Raw genomic sequence first — 21580 nt, forward strand, 5'->3', positions numbered from 1 at the left:
TATTCCTTCTTCCACTTGCCCGTTGGCCAGCCATGCTGCAAATCCAGCTTCAGCCCCGCTGGGCGTTTTCCGATGCATCGTCATCAGCCGTGGACGCCACGGTTTTGCTGGCCTTGCTGGCTGCCGTACAGCAAAGCGGCAGCATTGCGCAGGCGGCACGCGACACAGACCTGTCTTACCGGCACGCGTGGGGCCTGATCGAGCGTGCCGAAGCGCTGTTGGGCCAGCCGCTGCTGGTGCGCGCACGCGGGCGTGGGCGCGGCTGCCAGTTGACGGAGCTGGGTGCCCGGCTGGTGTGGTCGGACGCCCGCATTGCCGCGCGCTTGCAACCGCTGATGGCATCGCTGGCTTCTGAAATGGCGGGTGAGCTGGGGCGGCTGGCGCCCGAAACGCTGCCGCCCCCGCGCTTGCATGCCAGCCACGGCTTTGCGGTGGAGGCCCTGCACGAGCAGTTGAGCCAGCAGGGCGCGGCGGTGGACATACGCTACCGCAACAGCCTGGAAGCGGTGGCCGCGCTGGCTGCGGGCGACTGCGAACTGGCGGGGTTCCATGTGCCGCTGGGCACTTTCGAGAAGGCGGCTGGCGAACGCTACCGGCAATGGCTGCGGCCCGACGAACACTGCCTGATCCAGCTGGCGGTGCGCACGCAGGGGTTGTTCGTGGCGCGGGGCAACCCGTTGGGTGTGCACGGGCTGGCCGACCTGGCACGCCCGGAGTTGCGCTTTGTGAACCGCCCGCCGGGGTCGGGCACGCGCATGTTGACCGACCTGATGCTGGCACACGCGGGGCTGCGCCCGGAGGCGGTGAACGGTTACCGCACCACGGAGCTGACGCACGCGGCGGTGGCGGCGTTTGTGGCCAGCGGCATGGCGGACGTGGGCATAGGTGTGCAAACGGCAGCACACCGCTTTGGGCTGCACTTCATTCCGCTGACGAAGGAACGCTATTTCTTTGCCGTGCAACGCAGGCAGTTGGACGGGCCGCGCCTGCAGCCGGTCTTGCGGGTGCTGCAGTCACCGGGGTTCCGTGCGCGGGTGGCAGGGCTGAAAGGCTACGACGCTAGCCGCACGGGGTTGGTGCTGGATGTGGAGTCGGTATTGCCTTTAGCGGGGTGAGGCGTTTCTGCTGTGGAGTTTTGGCGGCCAAGGCGTGTGCGCCCTGCGGCTGGGCGCGCCTTTGGCGCGCTTCGTCAACTGACTCGCGGCAGCTAAGCGCGCAGCGAGTTCCACCGCGCCAGCCCCAGGCCGTCAGGCACAGCGAAGTCGGCAAAGCCGACCACCCTGGATGAGCCCCCACAGGGCCAGGCCTGCCGCAGCAAGCAAGGTCCAAGCAACACACACAGGAGCAGCTCAAGCCCCCCGCTGCCGAGCCTCCACCAACCGCCAAACCGCAACCTTCTCGTCGTCCGTGCTGCGGCTCCACCCAGCTATCTCGTCGATCGTGCGAAAGCAGCCCTCACACCAACCCGTGGACGGACTCATGCGGCACACCCCCACACAAGGCGAAGGCACAGTCACACCCGCCGGGGCGCGGCGCAGCGCAACTTCAAGAGACAGGAAACGGCGTTCGGCGGCTTCAGACATGCGCGCACTCTAGCGCAGCGTCACGTCCGCCACGGGTGCCCCGGTCAAAGCCCCCAGATCGTGTGGTGTCAGGCGGAACACGCCATGCGGGTGCCCGGCAGCCGCCCACACAACATCAAAGCGGAACAACTCCTCGTCGATCAGCGTCACCGGCGCCTCGGCATGCGCCACGGGCGACACACCGCCAATCGAAAAACCCGTGCGCGACTTCACAAAATCGGCATCGGCGCGCCCCAGCTTCTGGCCATCGGCACACACCAGGGCCTGCACCTTCTTCTCGTCCACGCGGCGGTCGCCAGACGTGATGACCAGCACCGCCGCCTCGTCGGGCTTGCGGCGGAAGATGATGCTCTTGGCAATCTGGCCCAGCGCCACGCCCAGAGCGTCGGCCGCCTGTTGCGCGGTGCGCGCGGCGTCATCGAGCATGACGGGCAGGTGCGGGTGCCCGCGCTCTGTCAGCACAGCGGCAACGCGTTGCACCCCTTCGGGCAAGGATTTGAGTTCGGCTCCACACATGGCGGGTGATTATCCCGCGCGTTTGGCCAGCAGCGCGCGCGCCACGCGGGACCCCGTGGGCCGCCCCAGTTGCTCGCTGATGTAGGCCCCGGCGTCCACCAGCGCGTCCAGGTCGATGCCGGTGGTTATGCCCAGCCCGTGCAGCAGGTAGACCACGTCTTCGGTGGCCACGTTGCCGGTGGCCCCCTTGGCGTAGGGGCAGCCGCCCAGCCCCGCCACCGACGACTGGAAGTTCCACACCCCCATCTGCAGCGCGGCCAGCGTGTTGCTCAGGGCCTGCCCGTAGGTGTCGTGGAAATGGCCACTCACCTCGTCAATGCCAAAGTGCTGCAGCGTCGCATCAATCGCGCGCTGCACCTTCAGCGGCGTGCCCACGCCGATGGTGTCGGCCACGTCCACGCGCTGCACGCCTATGTCCCTCATCAGCCGGGCAAGCATGCCCACGCGCTCGGGCGCCACGTCGCCTTCGTAAGGGCAGCCCACGGTGCAGCTCATGGCGCCACGCACCGCAATGCCCGCGGCCAGCGCAGCCTCCACCACCGGCGCAAAGCGTTCGATGCTCTCGGCAATGCTGCAGTTGATGTTCTTCTGGCTGAAAGCTTCGCTCGCCGCGCCAAAGACGACGATCTCGTCAGGCTTGTCGGCCAGCGCGGCCTCGAAGCCCTTCATGTTGGGCGTGAGCACCGAATAGCGCACACCCGCCTGACGCTGCATGCCCGCCATCACCTCGTGGTTGTCGGCCATCTGCGGCACCCACTTGGGGCTCACGTAGCTGGTGACTTCCACCTCCTTCAGCCCGGCGGCCTGCAAGCGGTGCACCAGTTCGATCTTCACTGCGGCAGGGACAGGCTGCTTCTCGTTCTGCAGGCCGTCGCGCGGGCCCACGTCGATCAGGCGGACGCGGGCGGGATAGTGTTGGGTGTTCATGGCATGGTCCTTGGGAGATCAGTAACCCCGTGCCCGGTCCACCACGCCCGCGATGGGCTCACCCTGCTCCAGCGCGCGGATCTTGCGTGCGATCTGGGCAATGCTTTCGTCACGCAGGGTGCGGGCCGAGGTGTGCGGGGTGACGGTGATCTGGGGGTGGGTCCAGAATGGGTGTGCGGCGGGAAGGGGCTCGGTGCGGAAGACGTCCAGCGTGGCGCCGGCCAGGTGGCCGCTGTCGAGCAGCGCAAGCAGGTCTTCTTCCACCAGGTGCGCGCCGCGAGCCACGTTGATGACGTAACCGCCCGGGCGCAGGCGGCCCAGCGTGTCGCGGTTGAGGATGTCGCGCGTGTCGGGTGTGAGGGGCAGCAGGTTCACCAGCACCTGGCTCGCGGCCAGGAAGGCATGCAGGCCTTCGCCCATGCCGTGGAAGGTCTGCACGCCGTCGAGCGCCTTGGGGCTGCGGCTCCAGCCCTTGACCGGGAAGTCGAAACCCCGCAGCGCCTGCGCCACGCGCGAGCCAAGCACGCCCAGGCCCATCACGCCCACGGTGAAATCCTCGCGGCGGCGGGGTTTGCGGAACGCCCATTCACCGCGCGCCTGCGCCTGCTGGTACAGGTCGAACTCGCGGAAGTGGCGGATGACGGCGTGGCACACGTACTCGGCCATCTGCATGGCCATGCCTGCGTCGTCCAGCCGCACAATCTTCAAGGCATCGGGCAGTCGAAGGCGCAGCAGAGCATCCACGCCCGCGCCGATGTTGAAGAGCGCGCGCACGTTGGGCTGCGCGTCGATGAAGGCCTGGGGCGGCGCCCAGACGACAGCGTAGTCGGCAGGTTCTGTGGGCTCACCGGCCTGCCAGAGGCTCACTTCGGCCTCGGGCAAGGCGGCACGCAGGCCCTCCAGCCAGGGCTCGGGGCGGGTATCGGAACAGCAGAAAGAGATGCGCATGGCGCAAGGTTAACCGCTGTGCAATCTCAGACTCAGGCCAGCGCCAGCTTGAGCAGTTCCGCGCCTTCGGCCACCTGGTCGCCAGGGGCGTAAAGCAGCTCGGCCACGGTGCCGTCTGCCGGTGCGGCAATGGTGTGCTCCATCTTCATGGCCTCCATCACCGCCAGCGGCTGGCCCTTCTTCACGGCGTCGCCCGCCTTCACGGCGAAGGACACCACCTTGCCCGGCATGGGCGCGGTCAGGCGCCCGCCTTCGGCGGCGGTATCGCCAGCGTGGGCCAGCAGGTCGATCTCGACAATCTGCGTGGCGCCGCGTGGCAGGAACACGTGCGCCCGCTCGCCCTGCATGTACACGGTAGCGCGGGTGCGCTCGCCAGCAAAGCTCAGGTCCAGCGCCCAGCCGCTGCCATGCGGCGCGCGGGCGAAGGTGAGCAGGCCGCTGGTGGCGTCTGCCCCCTCACCCACCGTGAGCTGCAGGCCACCGTCGTGCAGGTAGGCCAGCGTGGCGCCATAGGACTGCCCCTGGAAATCAAACGCAAAGCGGCGCGTGAAGAGCCCGTGGCTGCGCCAGCCGTCGGTCTTGCTGAAGGGGTCGTTGCCCTCGGCGGCGCGCTCGGCCAGCAGGGTTTCGGCCACGGCGGCGGCTACGGCCAGCGGCAGGCCCACGGTCTCTTGCTGGAACAGCACCGCCGCCTCGCGGGGGATGAGCGCCGTGTCCAGCCGCGCCTGCGCGAACGATTCGCTGCGCACCACGTGCCGCAGGAACTGCACGTTGGTGGACAGGCCCACGATGTGCGTGTGCGCCAGGGCTTCGTCCAGCCGGGCCAGCGCCTGTTCGCGGGTGGCACCGTGCACGATGAGCTTGGCCACCATGGAGTCATAGAAGGGGCTGATGGTGTCGCCTTCACGCACGCCATCGTCCACGCGCACGTCTGCCACGCGGAAGGTGCCGCACGCAGGCTTGCGGTACACGGCCAGGGTGCCGGTGGCAGGCAGGAACTGGTTGTCGGGGTTCTCGGCGCAAATGCGCGCCTCGATGGCATGGCCGTGGATGGCCAGCTCTTCCTGGCGCAGCGGCAGCGGTTCGCCAGACGCCACGCGCAGCTGCCACTCCACCAAGTCCAGCCCGGTGATGGCCTCGGTCACGGGGTGCTCCACCTGCAGGCGGGTGTTCATCTCCATGAAGAAGAAGTTCATGCTGCCGTCATCGCGCTGCTCCACGATGAACTCCACCGTGCCCGCGCCCACGTAGTTCACGGCGCGCGCAGCAGCCACGGCGGCCAGGCCCATCTGGGCGCGCATCTCGGGCGTCATGCCCGGGGCCGGGGCTTCTTCCAGCACCTTCTGGTGGCGGCGCTGCACCGAGCAGTCGCGCTCGAACAGGTACACGCAGTTGCCGTGCGTGTCGCCAAACACCTGAATCTCGATGTGGCGGGGACGCTGCACGTACTTTTCAATCAGCACCGCGTCATCGCCAAAGCTGTTGATGGCCTCGCGCTTGCACGAGGCCAGGGCCTCGTCGAAATCTTCAGCGCGCTCCACGGCACGCATGCCCTTGCCGCCGCCGCCCGCGCTGGCCTTGATGAGCACGGGGTAGCCGATGCGCTCGGCCTCGGCGCGCAGCAGCGTGGCGTCCTGGTTGGTGCCGTGGTAGCCCGGCACCAGCGGCACGCCCGCCTTTTCCATGAGCTGCTTGGACTCGGCCTTCAGCCCCATGGCCTGGATGGCCGACGCGGGCGGGCCGATGAACACCAGCCCGGCAGCAGCACAGGCGTTGGCGAACTCTTCGTTCTCGCTCAGGAAGCCATAGCCTGGGTGGATGGCCTGCGCCCCCGTGGCCTGCGCGGCTTCGATGATGCGTTCCCAGCGCAGGTAGCTGTCCTTGGGCGCGCTGCCGCCAATGTGCACCGCCTCGTCACACGCGGCCACATGCTTGGCGTGGGCGTCGGCGTCGGAATACACGGCCACGGTCTTCACGCCCATGCGGCGCGCAGTGGCGGCCACGCGGCAGGCGATTTCGCCGCGGTTGGCGATGAGAATCTTTTTAAACATGATGTGTCTCCGCGTCGAAACCGCTCAGGCCAGCCAGCCGGGTTGGCGTTTGTCCAGGAAGGCGGCGATGCCATCGCGCGCCTCGGGCGTGGCGCGCAAGCGGGCAATGCGTTGGGCCGTGTCCTCCACCACCGTGTCGGTGATGGGCTGGTTGTCCACGGCACGGATCAGGTCCTTGGCGGCGGCCTGCGACAGCGGCCCGCCCAGCATCAGCGCGTTGACGACCTCCTGCACCTTGGCGTCCAGCTGCTCGGGTGCCACCACCTCGTGCACCAGCCCGATCTCGCGGGCACGGGCTGCGTCAATGCGCTCTGCCGACAGGAAGTAGCGGTGCGCCTGGCGCGCGCCAATGGCCCGCACCACGTAGGGGCTGATGGCCGAGGGTATGAGGCCGAACTTGACTTCGGACGTAGCGAACACCGCCTGTGTGGAAGCCACGGCGATGTCGCACGCCGCCGTGAGGCCGGTGCCACCGCCCAGCGCCGCGCCCTGCACGCGGGCGATGGTGGGTTTGCGCATCTCGGCCAGCGCGCGCAGCATGCCTGCCAGGTCACGCGCGTCCGAAAGGTTTTCGTCCAGGCCGTTCTGGGCGGCGCGCTTCATCCAGTTCAGGTCGGCGCCCGCCGAAAAGCTCTTGCCCCGGCCCGCCAGCACCACCACGCGCACGGCGGGGTCGGCGTCCAGCGCACGGCAGGCGGCGGTCAGTTCCGCGATCAAGGTTTCGTCGAAGGCGTTGTGCACGTCCGGGCGGTTCATCCACACGGTGGCCACGCGCTGGTCGATCTGGATGTCGAGGGTCTGGTACATGATGTTCAGGCTTTCGGAAGAGGGGTCACATGCGGAAGACACCGAACTTGGTGTCGGGCGTGGGGGTGTTGAGGCTGGCCGACAGGCTCAGCGCCAGCATGCGGCGCGTATCGGCGGGGTCGATCACGCCATCGTCCCACAGACGGGCGGTGGCGTAGTAGGGGTGGCCCTGCTCCTCGTACTGGCGGCGGATGGGCGCCTTGAAAGACTCCTCTTCCTCCATGCTCCAGCTGCCGCCCTTGGCTTCAATGCCGTCGCGCTTCACCGTGGCCAGCACGCTGGCGGCCTGCTCGCCACCCATCACGCTGATGCGTGCGTTCGGCCACATCCACAGGAAGCGCGGCGAATAGGCGCGGCCGCACATGCCGTAGTTGCCCGCGCCAAAGCTGCCGCCAATGATGATGGTGAACTTGGGCACGCTGGCCGTGGCCACAGCCGTCACCATCTTGGCGCCGTTGCGGGCAATGCCCTCGTTCTCGTACTTGCGCCCCACCATGAAGCCGGTGATGTTCTGCAGGAACACCAGCGGAATCTTGCGCTGGCAGCACAGTTCGATGAAGTGCGCCCCCTTGAGCGCCGATTCGCTGAACAGGATGCCGTTGTTGGCGATGATGCCCACCGGCATGCCTTCGATGTGCGCGAAGCCGCACACCAGCGTGGTGCCGAAGCGCGGCTTGAATTCGTGCAACTCGGAGCCGTCCACGATGCGCGCGATGATCTCGCGCACGTCGAACGGCTTGCGCGTGTCCGTGGGGATCACGCCGTACAACTCTTCCTCGGCGTACTTGGGCGGGCGCGGTTCGCGCAGGGCCGTGTCGGTGTGCTTTTCGCGGTTCAGGTGTCGCACGGCCTCACGCGCCAGGCTCAGGGCGTGCAGGTCGTTCTGCGCCAGGTGGTCGGCCACGCCGCTCAGGCGCGTGTGCACGTCGCCGCCACCCAGATCCTCCGCGCTCACCACCTCGCCGGTGGCAGCTTTCACCAGCGGCGGGCCACCCAAAAAGATGGTGCCCTGGTTCTTCACGATGATGGTTTCGTCGCTCATGGCGGGCACGTAGGCGCCGCCCGCCGTGCAGGAGCCCATCACCACGGCAATCTGCGAAATGCCCTGCGCACTCATGTTCGCCTGGTTGTAGAAGATGCGGCCGAAGTGGTCGCGGTCGGGGAACACGTCGTCCTGGTTGGGCAGGTTGGCACCGCCCGAATCCACCAGGTAGATGCACGGCAGGCCGTTCTGCTGCGCGATCTCCTGCGCCCGCAGGTGCTTCTTCACCGTCATGGGGTAATAGGTACCGCCCTTCACGGTGGCGTCGTTGCAGACGATCATGCAGTCCACGCCGCTGACCCGCCCGATGCCTGCGATCAGGCCCGCGCAAGGCGCTTCGTTGTTGTACATGTCCAGCGCGGCCAGCGGCGCCAGCTCCAGGAAGGGAGTTCCGGGGTCGAGCAGCATCTGCACGCGGTCGCGCGGCAGCAGCTTGCCGCGCGCGGTGTGCTTGGCGCGCGCCGCCTCGCCACCGCCTTGCGCCACCTGGGCAATGCGGGCGTTGAGGTCATCCACCAGCGAACGCATGGCTTGCGCGTTGGCCTGGAAGTCGGCGGATCGGGGGTTGAGCTGAGTCTCCAATACGGTCATGGCGTGCTTTCCGTGGGCAAGTTTGCTAAGCGGATTGTGCGGCAGCCCTGGCGACACGGCCAACCTGCGGGGCCGTCAACATGGGTGCAAATCCCGCCACAGAATGGACTTTTTTTGGCACACTTGCGGCATGCTCGCACGGCCCGCCCCTCCCCAGCCCGGCCCCGTTTCCGCACCTTCGCCCAAACCCGGAGGGCGTGCCGCCACGCCCATGGCTTTCGTGCGCGCCATCGTACAGGCCTACCAGCAGCGCGGGCTGGACCCGGCGGGCGCCCTGGCGGTGGCACAGATCGCGCCGGAGCAGTTGGCGCGGCCAGACGCCCGCATCACCGCCGCGCAGATGGAGCGCATTTCCGGCCACGCCATGCGCGAGCTGGACGACGAGGCGCTGGGCTGGTTCAGCCGCCGCCTGCCCTGGGGCAGCTACGGCATGCTGGCACGCGCCTCCATCAGCGCGCCCACGCTGGGCGTGGCGCTCAAGCGCTGGTGCCGCCACCACGGCCTGCTCACGGCCGACCTGGAACTGCGCCTGCTCACCGCCGACGGCGTGGCCGACATCGTGGTCACCGAACAGCGCGACCTGGGCGGGCTGCGCGAGTTCTGCCTGGTGTCGGTGCTGCGCAACGTGCACGGGCTGGGCAGCTGGCTCATCGATTCCCGCATTCCGCTGCTGGCGGCACGCTTTGCCTTCCCGGCGCCAGCGCACCACGACGCCTACACGGTGCTGTTCCCCGCCGCCGCGCCCGCGCAGTTTGGCGCCACGCAAACGCTGCTGCGCTTTGACGCGCGCTACCTGGAGTTGCCGCTGCGCCGCGACGAACTGGCTCTCAACCAGATGCTGCAGCACGCGCTGCCGCTGATGGTGCAGGCCTACCGGCGCGACCGCCTGCTGGTGGAACGCGCGCGGCAGCTGCTGCTCACCCAACCACAGCAGACGCACAACGCCGAGCGCCTGGCCGCGCTGCTGCACGTGTCGGCCCGCACCCTGCACCGCCAGTTGCACGAGCAAGGCGCCACACTGCAGGGCCTGAAGGACGCCGTGCGCCGCGAACGCGCCAGCGAACTGCTGCACCGCACGAACAAGCCCATCAAGCAGGTGGCCGAGGCCGCCGGCTTCCAGAACGAAAAAAGCTTCATCCGCGCCTTCCGGGGCTGGACGGGGCTCACGCCCGCCGAGTTCCGCCGACAAGGCGGCCAACCCGCCACCGCCTCAGCCTGACGCGCGGGAGCCAGACCACTCAGCGAAAGTCGCCGTCCACGTAATACCAGCGCCCGCCCTCGCGCACAAAGCGGCTGCGCTCTTGCAGGCGCTGCCCACGGCCCGCCACGCGAGAACGGGCCACAAACTCCACCTCGGCATGGTCTTCGTCGATCACGCGGTGATCACGCACCTCCAGCCCCAACCACTTCACGCCGGGCTCCAGCGTGAGTTCGGCCGGGCGCGTGCTGGTGTGCCATGTGGCCAGCAGGTGATCCACCCGGCCCTGCACAAAGGCGGTGTAACGCGAGCGCATGAGCGCTTCGGCGTCTGGTGCGGGTTGGGCAGCGCCGGGCTCCATGCGCGGCCCGCAACAATCGGTGAAGGAAAAGGCGCGCCCGCGCGCATCGCGCCCGCCACAGGGGCATGCTGTTTCGCTCATTCGTTCATTATGGAGCGGCAGCAACGCGCAAGTGCCCCGGGGAAAAAGACACGCGAAGTTCTGCCACAATAGTAAATATGTGACGTTTGCCTGGAACCCCTGAAGGCACCCCCGATTACTGCGGCAAAAGCTCTTATTTGTTAATTATTATCAAAAACAGATGTCGCAAGAAATCACAATAAACACTTCGCATCTGACGCGAGCGATCCTCCAACTCGGGGCCGAACGCCCCGTGGTCGCCAAGCAAGCCATCTTCAATGCCCAGGGCATCAAACTCCTCGACAAGGGCGCGCGCCTGCATGAGGGCCTTTACGAACGCCTCACCACCCACAAGCTGAGCCAGCCGATCGAGGAATCGGTCACGATCGAAGGGCTGGTGGATGGCCGGTCCTTGGTGACGGGCATAGAGATGCTCATCAGCGCAGAGCCCCTGTATGGCCGTCTGCTGACGGCGCCGCTGGAGCGGCAGAGGCTGCTCGACATCATCGAAAAACTGCCGCTGCCAGAACCCCTTGCATTCCAGCTGACGGTGGCGCGGGCAACGCGGCCCAGGCTTTTCGACAATTCGCTGCGCTCGGCCTGGCTCATGGCGTGGCTAGCGCACTGTGCGGGAGAGTCGCAGTTCGACATCGGCATGGCCGCCGCCGCGGGGCTGCTGCACGACCTGGGCATGCTGCACCTCAGCCCTGTGCTGCTGGACCACGAGACCGAATTGACGCGCGAACTGCGGCGCGAACTCTACAGCCACCCCATCGTCAGCAACCTGCTGATCGAACGCCACCACGCCTACCCCAGGGAGGTTCTGGAGGGCGTGATCCAGCACCACGAATACCTCAATGGATCGGGCTACCCCCGGCACTTGGCCGGCGCGCAGATCAGCCTGATGGGCAAGCGGCTGGCGCTTTGCGACCTGGTCGTCGCAATGACGAACGGCACCCATGGCGGCAGCGAACTGCGGCTGGGTGTGCTGCTGCGCCTGAACACCCACCGTTACGAGCGATCTCTCATCGACCAGATGCTGGCCGTGCTGCGCCCGGAAGAAGATTCGCGCAGCGAGCAACTCGACCGGCTTGAACAACCCGAGCGGGTGCTGGCAGCCGTACATGAGGCGTTGCAGTCCTGGCCGCGCGATGCCTCGCAGTTCTCGGGCGTCACGGCGTCCAGGCGGGAGGCCATGGATGCCGTTTCGGTGCTGGTGGACCAGGTGGGCCGCAACCTGGCAGAGGCAGGCATCACCCCCGCCCAACTGGAACAGCTGGGGGCGGCGGCCGACGACCCGATGGTGCAGCGCGAACTGACCCTGCTGGCGCAGGAGGCGGCATGGCAGCTGCATGTGCTGGCCCGTCAGGCGCGGCGCCGCTGGGGTGCGGGGCGCGACGGCGTCTACCCCAGCCAGATCGAGGACTGGGCCAGCCACGTTGACGCGCTGACCCGAAGCGTCCTGTCGCGGGCCTAGCCCGCCGCCAGAATCCCGCCGGACCAGATGTCGTCCAGCCCCGAGATGTTCCACTTGGCGGGGTCTTCGCGGGTCACGATGCTGTGCCGGCACGACGGGCTGGACAGGTCAATCAGCTCGGGCACCAGCCGCTCCTGGCTGGAAACGGAATACACGGTCTTGACGACGGGCTTGAGCAGCGACTTCTGGGACTGGTCAACCACCACCGCCAGCTTGCCCGAGTTCAACCGCACGAGCGAGCCGACAGGGTAGATGCCAAGGCTGCGGACAAAGGCCTGGAACACGCGGTTGTCCAGATGCCCGTCCACCCAGCGCGCCATCTGCGCCAGCGATTCGGCCGGATCCCAGCCCGCCTTGTAGGGCCGGTTGGACGTGACAGCGTCGTAGATGTCGCACACCGCCCCCATGCGGGCCATGAGGCTGACGGCGTCACCACTGAGCCGGTCCGGGTACCCCGTCCCGTCCAGCTTTTCATGGTGGTGCAGACAGACGTCCAGCGTCACCTCATCCTTCACGCCCGCATCCAGCAGACGCCGGTGGCCGTTGACCGGGTGCTGCCGCACGTGGGTGAACTCCTCGTCGGTCAGGCGGCCCGGCTTGTTCAGCACCTCCAGGGGAATGTCCACCTTTCCAAGATCATGCAGCAGGCCCGCCATACCAGCCTGGCGCACCTGCTCGTCCGGCAGGCCCAGCTGCCTGCCAAGCGCCACCATCAACGCGCACACGGCCACCGAGTGCATGTAGGTGTAGTCATCCGCCGTCTTCAGGCGTGCCAGACTGATGAGGGCGTGCGTGTTGCGCGTGACCGAGTCGGCGATGTCCTCCGCCACCTGGCGGACGACCTCGCCGTTGATGGCCTTGCCCATGCGCGCATCGGCGAACATGCTGGTCACCGCGCCCCGCGCGTTCTTGACCAGCGTTGCCGCGCGCCGGAACTCCTCTTGCGTGGATGTGGCTGCCAGTGAGCGCTCGGTGATGCGGTCGAAGGCCTCTGCGGCAGCCACCTGCTCCACCGTTTCAAGTTCCGGCACGGGCTCGTGGTCTGGCGGCACGTCGAGCCCCTGTGCGGTATCGATCCACAGCTCCCTGACCGCACTGGCGCGCACCAACGCCAGGTCAGCCGGGTCTTCGACCACGAAACGCAATCGCCAGAACGGGTGGTCGAGCCACGAGCCGCAAAAGGCATGAATGAACATACCCAGCCGCAAATCCTGAACGGGAATCTTTTTGAGCATCAGGTTAACGGACAGCAGTGCATAAGACCCCTATCATATTGGGCATTCCCAGGGAAGCAAGAAGGTGGGCTGGCACACCCGTTGCATAAGTGCCTGCATGACCGTCCATAGCCCGCCCCTTGAGGCAAGCACAAGCGCACCGGCACTGCCCGGAGGCGCCTGGTACGACCGCCTGGGCTTGCTGCTGGAGTCCACCGGCGAGGGCATTTTCGGTATCGATCTCGACGGCTTGTGCGTCTTCATCAACCGTGCCGGCGCACGCATGCTGGGCTACGACACCCCTGGTGCACTGCATGGGCTCAACATGCACGACGTCACGCACCATTCCGATGCACAGGGCCACCCCTACCCGGTCGAATGCTGCCCCATCTTCAACGCCTTCCGGCAGGGGCTGCCCTGCCGCATCGACAGCGAGGTGTTCTGGCGCCGTGACGGCAGCGCCTTCCCGGTCGAATACTCCAGCTACCCCATCCAGGACGGCACTCGCATCTTGGGGGCAGTCATCACGTTTGTCGACATCACCGAAAGGAAGCAGGCCGAACAAGCCATGCGTAACGCCCGCGCAGCCCTGGAAGAGCGCATCAGCGAGCGCACCCGCGAACTGCGCTCCGCCCTCACCCAGCTGCGCGAGCTGGCGGCCCACTCCAACAGCGTGCGGGAAGAGGAACGTACACGCATCGCCCGCGAGATCCACGATGAACTGGGCAGCCTGCTGGTGGCGCTGAAGATGGACGTCAACTGGATGGACAAGCGCCTGTCGGAGCAGCCGCAGCGCAGCCCCGAGGCACAGGACGACATGCGCCAGCGCCTGCGCTGCAAATGCCAGAACATGAGCCGCCTGATCGAGAACGCGGTGGACAACGTCGGGCGCATCATCACGGACCTTCGCCCCAGCATTCTGGACCACCAGGGCCTGTGGGCCGCGCTGGAATGGCAGACCCAGGAATTTGTGCAGTCCGCAGAGCTGTCGCTGCTGTGGCACATGCAGGTCAACGAAGGGCTGGAACTGCCCGAGGCCGACGCCATGGCCGTCTTCCGCATCTTCCAGGAAATGCTCAGCAACGTGGGGCGCCACGCCCGGGCCAGCACACTCAATGTGCGCATCGAAACCCTGGATGGCGCGCTGCGCATCCTGGTCTGCGACAACGGCGTGGGCGCGCCCATGCAGGCGTTCGAGGCGGCGGATGCCTATGGCATCCTGGGTATGCGGGAACGCGCACGTCACCTCGGCGGCGAACTGCACATCTGGAGCGAGCCGGGCCAGGGGTCGTGCTTCCGGCTGGATCTGCCACTGGAGGCTCAGGCGTGAACGCTCCTTCCATTCGCGTGCTCATCGGCGACGATCACCGCATCGTGCGCGAAGGCCTGAAGCAGGTGCTGGCCGACGCGCAGGAAATCGCCGTGGTGGCCGAGGCCGCCAGCGGCACCGAGGTGCTCCAGCTGGTGTGCAGCGGCGGGCACGTGGACGTGGTGCTGCTGGACATTGCCTTGCCGGGCCTGGATGGCCTGGAGGTGCTGCAGCAGCTCAAGCGCGAGCACCCCGGCGTGGCGGTGCTGATGCTGAGCACCTACCCGGAAAAGCAATACGCGGTGAGGTGCATACGCCTGGGCGCATCGGGCTACCTGAACAAGAGCGCCGACCCCGACGCCATGGTGGACGCCGTGCGCCGGGTGGCCAGCGGGGGGGTGTACGTCACCCCGGCCACGGCAGAGGCCCTGGCCAAGGCGGTGGGCGCCCCCAAGACACGGCTGGGCACGGAAGCGCTATCCCACCGCGAGCACCAGGTGTACCGCCTGCTCACCGCCGGCCTGAGCGTGAGCGAAATTGGTGCACAACTGGGCCTGGCTGCCAACACCGTGAGCACTTACCGTGCACGGGTGCTGGAAAAGACGGGCACGCGCAACGACGTGGAGCTGGCCCTTTACGCCGAACGACAGGCGGGCCAGCACGCCCCCTATTGAAGCTTCGACAAGCCTTGTAGTGCCACCACTACAAGACATGCCCAAACCTTCGGTGACTTTGCATTTGCATACCCCTGGTGGCACACCTGGGCACCAAACAGGCCCGATGCTTGCATTGGTGCAGACATCTTTGTTCCAGCGAGGTGTCACATGACTCAGTTCTTCGATCCCTACAACGCAGACCGTCCCCTGATGCTCAAGTGCAGCTGTGGCCGCGACCACACGGTGGCAGAGCACCAGCAGGAACTGGCCGCGCAGCAGGCCGCCACCGAACTCCGCCGGCGCAGCGAAACCGCCGAGTTCGAGGACTACTCCAACCAGTTCATCGAAGCCACGCTGATCAAATCCCTCTTCCCGCACGACGCCGTGCGCCGCCGCTTCCTGCGCGCAGTGGGCAAGGGCACGGCGATGGCCGCCATCTCCAGCGTGCTGCCCGTTGCCAGCCTGCAGGCCATGGCCCAGGAGAAAGGCACCCTGGAAAAAACCAACCTCAAGATCGGCTTCATCCCCATCACCTGCGCCACGCCGCTCATCATGGCCCACCCCCTGGGCTTCTACAAGAAGCAGGGGTTGAACGTGGAAGTCACCAAGACGGCAGGCTGGGCACTGGTGCGTGACAAGGTCATCAACAAGGAATACGACGCGTCGCACTTCCTGTCGCCCATGCCCCTGGCCATGAGCCTGGGCCTGGGGTCCAACCCCATCGCCACCAACGTGGCCACGGTGCAGAACATCAACGGCCAGGCCATCACGATCTCTGTCCGCCACAAGGACAACCGCGACCCCAAGAACTGGAAGGGCTTCAAGTTCGGCATCCCGTTTGAATACTCGATGCACAACTTCCTGCTGCGCTACTTCCTCGCGGAGCATGGGCTCAACCCCGACACCGACGTGCAGCTGCGCGTCGTTCCACCAGCCGAGATGGTGGCCAACCTGCGCGCGGGCAACATCGACGGCTTCCTGGGCCCTGACCCCTTCAACCAGCGCGCCGTGTTCGAGGAAGTGGGCTACATCCACACCCTCACCAAGGACCTGTGGAACGGACACCCCTGCTGCGCCTTCGGCACCACCACCGAGTTCATCCAGCAGAACCCCAACACCTTTGCCGCGCTGTACCGCTCGGTGCTGACCGCCGCCGCCATGGCGCGCGACCCGAAGAACCGCGAACTCATCGCCAAGGTGATTGCGCCCGCACAGTACCTGAACCAGCCGGAAGTGGTGCTGCAGCAGGTGCTCACCGGCAAGTTCGCCGACGGCCTGGGCAAGATCCAGAACGTGCCCGACCGCGCCGACTTCGACCCGATGCCGTGGCAAAGCATGGCCGTGTGGATGCTCACTCAGATGAAGCGCTGGGGCTACATCAAGGGCGACGTGAACTACAGGCAGATCGCCGAGAAGGTCTTCCTCATCACCGACGCGCGCAAGCACATGAAGGACCTGGGCCAGGGCTTCGAGGCCGGACCGGCCTACAAGAAGCACAAGATCATGGGCAAGGAGTTCGACCCGGCCAAGCCGGAGGACTACCTCAAGGGCTTTGCCATCCAGAAGGTCTGACCGCATGAAAACACACAAGAACCTGAACCTGCGCTCGGCCATCGTCTCGCTGCTGATCCTGCTGGTGCTGGTAGGGGCATGGCAGCTGGCCACCACGGGCGCCAGCGTGGGCCCGGCGGCCACCAACCTGTCGGCCGAGGAGCTGGAGTACCTGCGCATGATGGGCAAGGACCCGGGTACCGCCAAGAGCAGCGGCTTCCCCACGCCACTGGAGGTGGCCCGGGCATCCTGGGGGCATCTGTCGGACCCGTTCTACGACAAGGGCCCCAACGACAAGGGCATCGGCATACAGCTGCTGCACTCGCTGGGGCGGGTTGGCCTGGGCTTTGCGCTGGCTGTTGCCGTGGCGCTGCCGCTGGGCTTCGTCATCGGCATGTCGCCGCTGATGCGCAAGTCCTTCGATCCCTTCATCCAGGTGCTCAAGCCCATCAGCCCCCTGGCGTGGATGCCGCTTGCACTCTACACGCTCAAGGACTCCGACGTCAGCGGCATCTTCGTGATCTTCATCTGCTCGGTCTGGCCCATGCTCATCAACACCGCCTTCGGCGTGGCGTCGGTCAAGCGTGACTGGCTCAACGTGGCCAGCACGCTGGAGGTGTCGCCCTTGCGCAAGGCGTTCCGGGTGATCCTGCCCGCCGCCGCGCCCACCATCCTCACTGGCATGCGCATCAGCATGGGCATCGCGTGGCTGGTGATCGTGGCTGCGGAGATGCTGGTTGGCGGCACAGGCATCGGCTACTTCGTGTGGAACGAATGGAACAACCTGTCGCTCACCAACGTCATCTTCGCCATCCTCACCATCGGCCTGGTCGGCATGTTCCTCGACCAGATCTTCGGGCAACTGCAGAAGTGGGTGACCTATGTGGAGTGATACGCACCTGGAAGAACCGGCGCTGAACACCAGCGCCACCTACCCCACCGCCAAGGCCACCGCCATGCGTGACTTCCTGAAAATCGAAAAACTCAGCAAGGCCTACTCGGCCGCCAGGCCCGTGTTCGCCGACGTGTCCTTCGGCATCGACCGGGGCGAGTTCGTCTGCGTGATCGGGCATTCCGGCTGCGGCAAGACGACCATCCTCAACGTGCTCGCGGGGCTCGACAACGCGACCAGCGGCAACGTGTTCATGGATGGCCGGGAGATTTCCGGCCCCAGCCTGGAACGCGGCGTGGTTTTCCAGGGCCATGCGCTCATGCCGTGGCTGACGGTGCGGCGCAACATCGCGTTCGCGGTGCAGTCGCGCTGGCCGGACTGGAACGCCAGCCAGATCAACGATCACGTCGAGAAGTACGTGGCCATGGTCGGCCTGAGCCACGCCATCGACAAGAAGCCCAGCGAGCTGTCGGGCGGCATGAAGCAGCGCGTCGGCATCGCCCGCGCCTTCTCCATCGCCCCCAAGATGCTGTTGCTCGACGAGCCCTTCGGCGCCCTGGACGCGCTCACGCGCGGCACCATCCAGGACGAGCTGATGTCCATCGTGCGCCAGACCCAGCAGACGGTGTTCATGATCACGCACGACGTCGACGAGGCCATCCTGCTGGCCGACCGCATCCTGCTGATGAGCAACGGCAGCGACACCCCCCAGGGTTACGTGCCGGGCGGCATTGCCGAGGTGGTGCGCAACCCCCTGCCGCGCGAACGTACGCGTGCCGGGCTGCACCACCTGGACGGCTATTACGAGCTGCGCAACCACATCGTGGACTTCCTGGTCACGCGCGCCAAAGCGCATTGACCCGGCCAGTCCCGCTCCCCTCTTTCCATTTTTTAACCCTCGAAGCACCTGTGAAGGAAACCAAATGAACCGCATGGACGTCACCGAAAAAATCATCAGCACCAAAGTGGCCAAGGGCATCCAATGGGCCGATGTGGCCAAGAAGGTCGGCCAGTCCAAGGAATGGACCACCGCGCTGTGCCTGGGCCAGATGACCGCCACCCCGGCACAGGCCAAGGTCCTGGGCAAGATCTTCGGCCTCACCGCCGAGGAGCAGAAATGGCTGCAGGTCGTGCCCTACAAGGGTTCGCTGCCCTCCCAGGTTCCCACCGATCCGTTGATCTACCGCTGGTACGAGGTCGTGAGCGTCTACGGCACCACGATCAAGGAACTGATCCACGAGGAATTCGGTGATGGAATCATGAGCGCCATCGACTTCAGCATGGACATCCAGCGCGAGGCCGACCCCAAGGGCGACCGCGTGAACGTCGTGCTGTCGGGCAAGTTCCTGCCGTACAAGCAGTATTGACCGGCGCCCGCCCGGGCAAGGCAGGCGGCCGTCCCGGGCCGCCACCTGGGGAAAAAGCGGACTGACAAAACATCATTGATGACTTATATTTGATCCTTTTCCCCCGAGGATCGCCCAGTGAACCCGTCCCCCGCCCGCCTTGCCATGATCGCCGCCGTCCTGGCGGCGTCCGTGCTGACAGCCCCTGCCGCCCTTGCCGACAAGGGCGCCGCCATCGACGAGATGGAGGGCTACCTGGAATTCGTCGACTACGGGGGCGGGGTCATCTTCGCCGAACAGATTCCCAAGGACGAATGGCCCAAGATCCTGGTGATCGACGCGCGCGATGCAGGCCAGTTTGCCCGCGGCCACATTCCCGGTGCCATCAACATGGACTGGCGACAGGTATTGGCCCGGCGCAACGAGATTCCCCGGGACCGCCCGGTGCTGATCTACTGCAACACGGGCTCGCTCTCGGCGCAGGCGGGCTTTGCCCTGCGCGTTTCAGGCTGGGACAACGTGCGCATTCTGCAAGGTGGCATGGAAGAGTGGAAAGCCAAGGGTGGCTTTGATGCCGCGAGCCGGGCAACCGCACCCGCCAGGCACTGACCGGCGGCACCCGGCACAGGTCAGTGCAGGGTCAGCGGGCAGGAGGTGGTCTTGACCCTGACGACGGCCGGCTTCGCCTCGTAGGGGCGCGGGCAAGCGTCCAGCCCGGCACCTTGGAGACGTGCCGCCAGCTTGGCGGCGATGGTCGCGGCCTGCCGCGTTATCGGCTCGATGTAGCGGCAAGCCTGGCCGTCAATGGTGATGCAGTCGCCCAGCGCATGGATGCGCGGATGGCTCGTGGCAAGCGTGCGCGCGTCCACGGCGATGCCCTGGTTCCAGGCCAGGCCCGCGCTGGCGGCCAGCCGGTTGGGCGTGGCCAGGCCCGTGGCGGCAACCACCTGGTCCACCACGAGTCGCCTGCCGTCGGCAAGTGTCAGCACCTTGTCACCGCCCTCGCTCGCCACGGCAAGCACCTGGGCGCCCCCCAGGAAAGTGATGGGCAAGTCTTGCCATGCAGCCAGCATCTGCCCCCCTGCACCCTGCTTTGCCCAGCGCGCCAGCGGTTCGGGCTGGGGGTCCAGCAGCGTGACGCGGTGGCCCGCCAGTGCAAGGTCGTTGGCCAGTTCGCAGCCAATCAGTCCCGCCCCAACCACCGCCACGTGCCGTTGCGCGGCCGGAGCGCTGGCGCCTTCCAGTGCGGCGCGGAACTTGAGGTAGGCGTCCAGGTGGTTGATGCGCCAGCACTGGTCTGGCGGCAACGCGGAGGGCAAGGCCACCTGCGCCCCGTGGGCCAGCACCAGCTCGGTGAAGGGCAAGGTACCCCGGGTGGTCGACAGCGTGAGCGTGCGCGGGCAGACACGGGTGGCCTGCGTGAAAGGCATCAGCCTGACGTTCAGGCGGGCGGCCGCGGCAGCGCCGGACTCGCGCACGAGCCGGCCAGGCGCCAGCCCCCTGGCCAGGGCCACCGACAACAGGGGCTTGTCGTACACGTCCCCCGTGCAGGCGCTCACCAGGGTGATGGGCACGGCACCGTCCAGCTGCCGCAGCGCCTCGGCCACGGCCCAGCCTGCCCGCCCACCGCCAACCACCACCACACCGGGTGCCTGGCGCGCTGCCATGCGGCCCACGCTGGGTCTGGCAGCGGCCTGGTGCTGCACGGCAGTGGCACGGCCCGGTGGCGTGTAGGGAACAAAGTCCGCCTTCGTCACCTGGCACAACGGGCAGGCCCAGTCGTCAGGGATGTCGGCAAAGCGCGTTCCGGGCGGCAGGCCGCTGTCGGGGTCGCCCTTGGCCTCGTCGTAGATCAGCCCGCAAGCGTTGCAGATGTATTGGCGGTAGGGCGGCACGGCAGTCATGCGGGCAGCTCCTCGGCGCAGAGTGCCGCCACTTCCTTGCGCAGGTGCTTGATGGCCGGTGTGACGATGGCAACGAACTGCGCCTCGCGCACGCGGCGCTGCACGTCCGACCGCATGAGGTAGCCGCGCGCGCCCTGGTGCATCAGGGCCGAGTTGGCGGCGCGCAGACACAGTTCGCCGCCCGCCAGGCGGGCGCTGAGCACGTCCACAAAAAACGCGTTGGTCGAGTCGTAAGGCGTGCGGGCCAGTTCGGCCACGCGCGCCAGCAGGTCGTCCAGCTCGGCCTGCAGCTGGTCCGGCCGGTCGTCCAGAAACTGGTTGACATGGCCCAGCTGGTCTTCCACCGCCCACATGCTGTCGATGGCCCCCTGGGCAATGCCCGCTGCCATGCCGCATTGCAACAACACGAAGGCCGCGCGGATCTGGCGAATGAACGGCCGCGCGGGGTCGGCAACCACGTCGGCCGCGCCCACGAATAGGTCCTTGCACGCAACGGCGTAGGTCCCCGTGCCTTCCATGCCCGAGAACTTGGGGCAGGCCTTGAGCGTGACGCCGGGTGCGTCGCAATTGAGCATGAACATCAGCTCCCGGCCACTCTCGCCGGTCACTGCGGCAATCGCGCCGAAACAGTGGTTGGCGCCCAGGTTGCTGACCCAGGGCAGCGTGCCATTGACCAGGTATCCCCCCTCCACCGGCGTGGCCTTGAGCAGGAAGTTCTCGATCTGCGCAAAGCTCTTCATCGGGTTGGACAGTCCAGTGCCCCCCATGGTTTCGCCCCGCATGTGCCGCGCCAGCCGGTCACCAGCGAGCGCCGGATTGCCCGACGCCGACATGTAAAGCGCGCAGACCGACTGGCACCACATCATGAACGCCGTGGCCCCGCAGACCTTGCCCACCTCGGCCATGGCGCCAATGGCTGCCATGTAGTCGCCCGGCTGCCCCGGGAGGTCTATGTGGGCGCTCATGGCCCCGGCGGCAGCCAGTTGCTGCAACAGGTCAAGCGGGTAGTGGCCGTCCTGGTCGATGGAAGGCGCGCGTTCGGCCAGCGGCCCCTGGGCAATGGCGCGCACAGCGCTCAGCAGGTCTTCGGTCTGGACGGCGGCGGAAACGTCTGCAGGCAGGTCGATGGCGTTCATGGTGGGCTTCC

Annotated in this window: 21 protein-coding genes; 10 read left to right on the forward strand and 11 right to left on the reverse strand. The window is 66.9% G+C overall.

Translation table 11 applies throughout. The annotated features are described in order from the left end of the window. Window positions 1-32 precede the first annotated feature (32 nt). Window positions 33-1115, forward strand: coding sequence for a substrate-binding domain-containing protein (locus ACYVHH_RS02860; protein ID WP_460563511.1), 1083 nt, complete (start codon window positions 33-35; stop codon window positions 1113-1115). A gap of 234 nt (window positions 1116-1349) precedes the next feature. Here ACYVHH_RS02860 and ACYVHH_RS02865 read toward each other — a convergent pair whose 3' ends face one another. From ACYVHH_RS02865 to ACYVHH_RS02895, 7 genes are read right to left on the reverse strand one after another with little or no spacing between them, the layout of a single operon-like run. Further along, window positions 1350-1583, reverse strand: a complete 234-nt coding sequence (locus ACYVHH_RS02865; RefSeq protein WP_460563512.1) for a DUF1289 domain-containing protein — start codon at window positions 1581-1583, stop codon at window positions 1350-1352. Between the two features lie 9 nt (window positions 1584-1592). Then, the gene (locus ACYVHH_RS02870) at window positions 1593-2099 is read right to left on the reverse strand and encodes a YbaK/EbsC family protein (RefSeq protein ID WP_460563513.1); all 507 of its coding nucleotides are present in this window, start codon (window positions 2097-2099) and stop codon (window positions 1593-1595) included. 9 nt (window positions 2100-2108) lie between these two features. Next, window positions 2109-3026, reverse strand: coding sequence for a hydroxymethylglutaryl-CoA lyase (locus tag ACYVHH_RS02875; protein WP_460563514.1), 918 nt, complete (start codon window positions 3024-3026; stop codon window positions 2109-2111). Between the two features lie 18 nt (window positions 3027-3044). Continuing rightward, a complete protein-coding gene (locus tag ACYVHH_RS02880; protein WP_460563515.1) occupies window positions 3045-3974 on the reverse strand; it encodes a 2-hydroxyacid dehydrogenase in 930 nt (309 codons plus the stop codon). Window positions 3975-4006: 32 nt separating this feature from the next. Beyond that, window positions 4007-6025, reverse strand: coding sequence for an acetyl/propionyl/methylcrotonyl-CoA carboxylase subunit alpha (locus tag ACYVHH_RS02885; protein WP_460563516.1), 2019 nt, complete (start codon window positions 6023-6025; stop codon window positions 4007-4009). 24 nt (window positions 6026-6049) lie between these two features. Next, window positions 6050-6832 carry an enoyl-CoA hydratase/isomerase family protein gene (locus tag ACYVHH_RS02890; protein ID WP_460563517.1) on the reverse strand — a complete coding sequence of 261 codons (783 nt, stop codon included), beginning with the start codon at window positions 6830-6832 and terminating at the stop codon, window positions 6050-6052. Window positions 6833-6857: 25 nt separating this feature from the next. Next, on the reverse strand, window positions 6858-8465 hold the full coding sequence (locus tag ACYVHH_RS02895) for a carboxyl transferase domain-containing protein (protein ID WP_460563518.1): 1608 nt from the start codon (window positions 8463-8465) through the stop codon (window positions 6858-6860). A gap of 130 nt (window positions 8466-8595) precedes the next feature. Between ACYVHH_RS02895 and ACYVHH_RS02900 the strand changes: the two genes are divergently transcribed. Then, window positions 8596-9684, forward strand: a complete 1089-nt coding sequence (locus ACYVHH_RS02900; RefSeq protein WP_460563519.1) for an AraC family transcriptional regulator — start codon at window positions 8596-8598, stop codon at window positions 9682-9684. Window positions 9685-9703: 19 nt separating this feature from the next. On the opposite strand, the gene ACYVHH_RS02905 is transcribed toward ACYVHH_RS02900, so the two are convergent. Continuing rightward, window positions 9704-10105, reverse strand: a complete 402-nt coding sequence (locus ACYVHH_RS02905) for a YchJ family protein (protein ID WP_460563520.1) — start codon at window positions 10103-10105, stop codon at window positions 9704-9706. Between the two features lie 232 nt (window positions 10106-10337). On the opposite strand from ACYVHH_RS02905, the gene ACYVHH_RS02910 reads away from it, so the two are divergent. Further along, on the forward strand, window positions 10338-11561 hold the full coding sequence (locus tag ACYVHH_RS02910) for an HD-GYP domain-containing protein (RefSeq protein ID WP_460563521.1): 1224 nt from the start codon (window positions 10338-10340) through the stop codon (window positions 11559-11561). Here the strand turns inward: ACYVHH_RS02910 and ACYVHH_RS02915 are convergent. Continuing rightward, window positions 11558-12796 carry an HD-GYP domain-containing protein gene (locus ACYVHH_RS02915; RefSeq protein ID WP_460563522.1) on the reverse strand — a complete coding sequence of 413 codons (1239 nt, stop codon included), beginning with the start codon at window positions 12794-12796 and terminating at the stop codon, window positions 11558-11560. The genes ACYVHH_RS02910 and ACYVHH_RS02915 overlap by 4 nt on opposite strands. Window positions 12797-12893: 97 nt before the next feature. On the opposite strand from ACYVHH_RS02915, the gene ACYVHH_RS02920 reads away from it, so the two are divergent. The 7 genes from ACYVHH_RS02920 to ACYVHH_RS02950 all read left to right on the forward strand — a co-directional run bounded on the left by ACYVHH_RS02920 (window position 12894) and on the right by ACYVHH_RS02950 (window position 19138). Beyond that, window positions 12894-14105, forward strand: a complete 1212-nt coding sequence (locus ACYVHH_RS02920) for a sensor histidine kinase (RefSeq protein ID WP_460563523.1) — start codon at window positions 12894-12896, stop codon at window positions 14103-14105. Next, complete coding sequence (locus ACYVHH_RS02925) at window positions 14102-14758, forward strand: response regulator (RefSeq protein ID WP_460563524.1); 657 nt, start codon at window positions 14102-14104, stop codon at window positions 14756-14758. Before ACYVHH_RS02920 ends, ACYVHH_RS02925 begins: the two co-directional genes overlap by 4 nt. A 150-nt stretch (window positions 14759-14908) precedes the next feature. Further along, window positions 14909-16312, forward strand: coding sequence for a CmpA/NrtA family ABC transporter substrate-binding protein (locus tag ACYVHH_RS02930; protein WP_460563525.1), 1404 nt, complete (start codon window positions 14909-14911; stop codon window positions 16310-16312). A 4-nt stretch (window positions 16313-16316) separates the two neighbouring features. After that, window positions 16317-17183 carry a nitrate ABC transporter permease gene (gene ntrB / locus ACYVHH_RS02935; protein ID WP_460563527.1) on the forward strand — a complete coding sequence of 289 codons (867 nt, stop codon included), beginning with the start codon at window positions 16317-16319 and terminating at the stop codon, window positions 17181-17183. Window positions 17184-17247: 64 nt separating this feature from the next. Next, a complete protein-coding gene (locus ACYVHH_RS02940) occupies window positions 17248-18042 on the forward strand; it encodes an ABC transporter ATP-binding protein (protein WP_460563616.1) in 795 nt (264 codons plus the stop codon). A gap of 64 nt (window positions 18043-18106) precedes the next feature. Then, window positions 18107-18550 carry a cyanase gene (cynS, locus tag ACYVHH_RS02945; protein ID WP_460563529.1) on the forward strand — a complete coding sequence of 148 codons (444 nt, stop codon included), beginning with the start codon at window positions 18107-18109 and terminating at the stop codon, window positions 18548-18550. A 117-nt stretch (window positions 18551-18667) separates the two neighbouring features. Then, window positions 18668-19138 carry a rhodanese-like domain-containing protein gene (locus ACYVHH_RS02950; RefSeq protein WP_460563531.1) on the forward strand — a complete coding sequence of 157 codons (471 nt, stop codon included), beginning with the start codon at window positions 18668-18670 and terminating at the stop codon, window positions 19136-19138. 20 nt (window positions 19139-19158) lie between these two features. Here the strand turns inward: ACYVHH_RS02950 and ACYVHH_RS02955 are convergent, their stop codons facing one another. Together ACYVHH_RS02955 and ACYVHH_RS02960 are read right to left on the reverse strand one after the other, a co-directional pair. Continuing rightward, the gene (locus tag ACYVHH_RS02955) at window positions 19159-20433 is read right to left on the reverse strand and encodes an FAD-dependent oxidoreductase (RefSeq protein WP_460563532.1); all 1275 of its coding nucleotides are present in this window, start codon (window positions 20431-20433) and stop codon (window positions 19159-19161) included. Continuing rightward, the gene (locus ACYVHH_RS02960; RefSeq protein ID WP_460563533.1) at window positions 20430-21569 is read right to left on the reverse strand and encodes an acyl-CoA dehydrogenase family protein; all 1140 of its coding nucleotides are present in this window, start codon (window positions 21567-21569) and stop codon (window positions 20430-20432) included. Before ACYVHH_RS02960 ends, ACYVHH_RS02955 begins: the two co-directional genes overlap by 4 nt. Between the last annotated feature and the right edge of the window lie 11 nt (window positions 21570-21580).

Source organism: Hydrogenophaga aquatica (assembly GCF_054780915.1).

Excerpts from the sequence above, each read along its gene's own strand:
- ACYVHH_RS02955 (WP_460563532.1), bottom strand. The coding sequence starts at position 20,433 with ATGACTGCCGTGCCGCCCTACCGCCAATACATCTGCAACGCTTGCGGG.
- ACYVHH_RS02880 (WP_460563515.1), bottom strand. The coding sequence starts at position 3,974 with ATGCGCATCTCTTTCTGCTGTTCCGATACCCGCCCCGAGCCCTGGCTG.
- ACYVHH_RS02890 (WP_460563517.1), bottom strand. The coding sequence starts at position 6,832 with ATGTACCAGACCCTCGACATCCAGATCGACCAGCGCGTGGCCACCGTG.
- ACYVHH_RS02915 (WP_460563522.1), bottom strand. The coding sequence starts at position 12,796 with ATGCTCAAAAAGATTCCCGTTCAGGATTTGCGGCTGGGTATGTTCATT.
- ACYVHH_RS02860 (WP_460563511.1), top strand. The coding sequence starts at position 33 with ATGCTGCAAATCCAGCTTCAGCCCCGCTGGGCGTTTTCCGATGCATCG.
- ACYVHH_RS02900 (WP_460563519.1), top strand. The coding sequence starts at position 8,596 with ATGCTCGCACGGCCCGCCCCTCCCCAGCCCGGCCCCGTTTCCGCACCT.
- cynS (WP_460563529.1), top strand. The coding sequence starts at position 18,107 with ATGAACCGCATGGACGTCACCGAAAAAATCATCAGCACCAAAGTGGCC.
- ACYVHH_RS02870 (WP_460563513.1), bottom strand. The coding sequence starts at position 2,099 with ATGTGTGGAGCCGAACTCAAATCCTTGCCCGAAGGGGTGCAACGCGTT.
- ntrB (WP_460563527.1), top strand. The coding sequence starts at position 16,317 with ATGAAAACACACAAGAACCTGAACCTGCGCTCGGCCATCGTCTCGCTG.
- ACYVHH_RS02875 (WP_460563514.1), bottom strand. The coding sequence starts at position 3,026 with ATGAACACCCAACACTATCCCGCCCGCGTCCGCCTGATCGACGTGGGC.
- ACYVHH_RS02895 (WP_460563518.1), bottom strand. The coding sequence starts at position 8,465 with ATGACCGTATTGGAGACTCAGCTCAACCCCCGATCCGCCGACTTCCAG.
- ACYVHH_RS02930 (WP_460563525.1), top strand. The coding sequence starts at position 14,909 with ATGACTCAGTTCTTCGATCCCTACAACGCAGACCGTCCCCTGATGCTC.
- ACYVHH_RS02920 (WP_460563523.1), top strand. The coding sequence starts at position 12,894 with ATGACCGTCCATAGCCCGCCCCTTGAGGCAAGCACAAGCGCACCGGCA.
- ACYVHH_RS02885 (WP_460563516.1), bottom strand. The coding sequence starts at position 6,025 with ATGTTTAAAAAGATTCTCATCGCCAACCGCGGCGAAATCGCCTGCCGC.
- ACYVHH_RS02940 (WP_460563616.1), top strand. The coding sequence starts at position 17,248 with ATGCGTGACTTCCTGAAAATCGAAAAACTCAGCAAGGCCTACTCGGCC.
- ACYVHH_RS02905 (WP_460563520.1), bottom strand. The coding sequence starts at position 10,105 with ATGAGCGAAACAGCATGCCCCTGTGGCGGGCGCGATGCGCGCGGGCGC.
- ACYVHH_RS02865 (WP_460563512.1), bottom strand. The coding sequence starts at position 1,583 with ATGTCTGAAGCCGCCGAACGCCGTTTCCTGTCTCTTGAAGTTGCGCTG.
- ACYVHH_RS02960 (WP_460563533.1), bottom strand. The coding sequence starts at position 21,569 with ATGAACGCCATCGACCTGCCTGCAGACGTTTCCGCCGCCGTCCAGACC.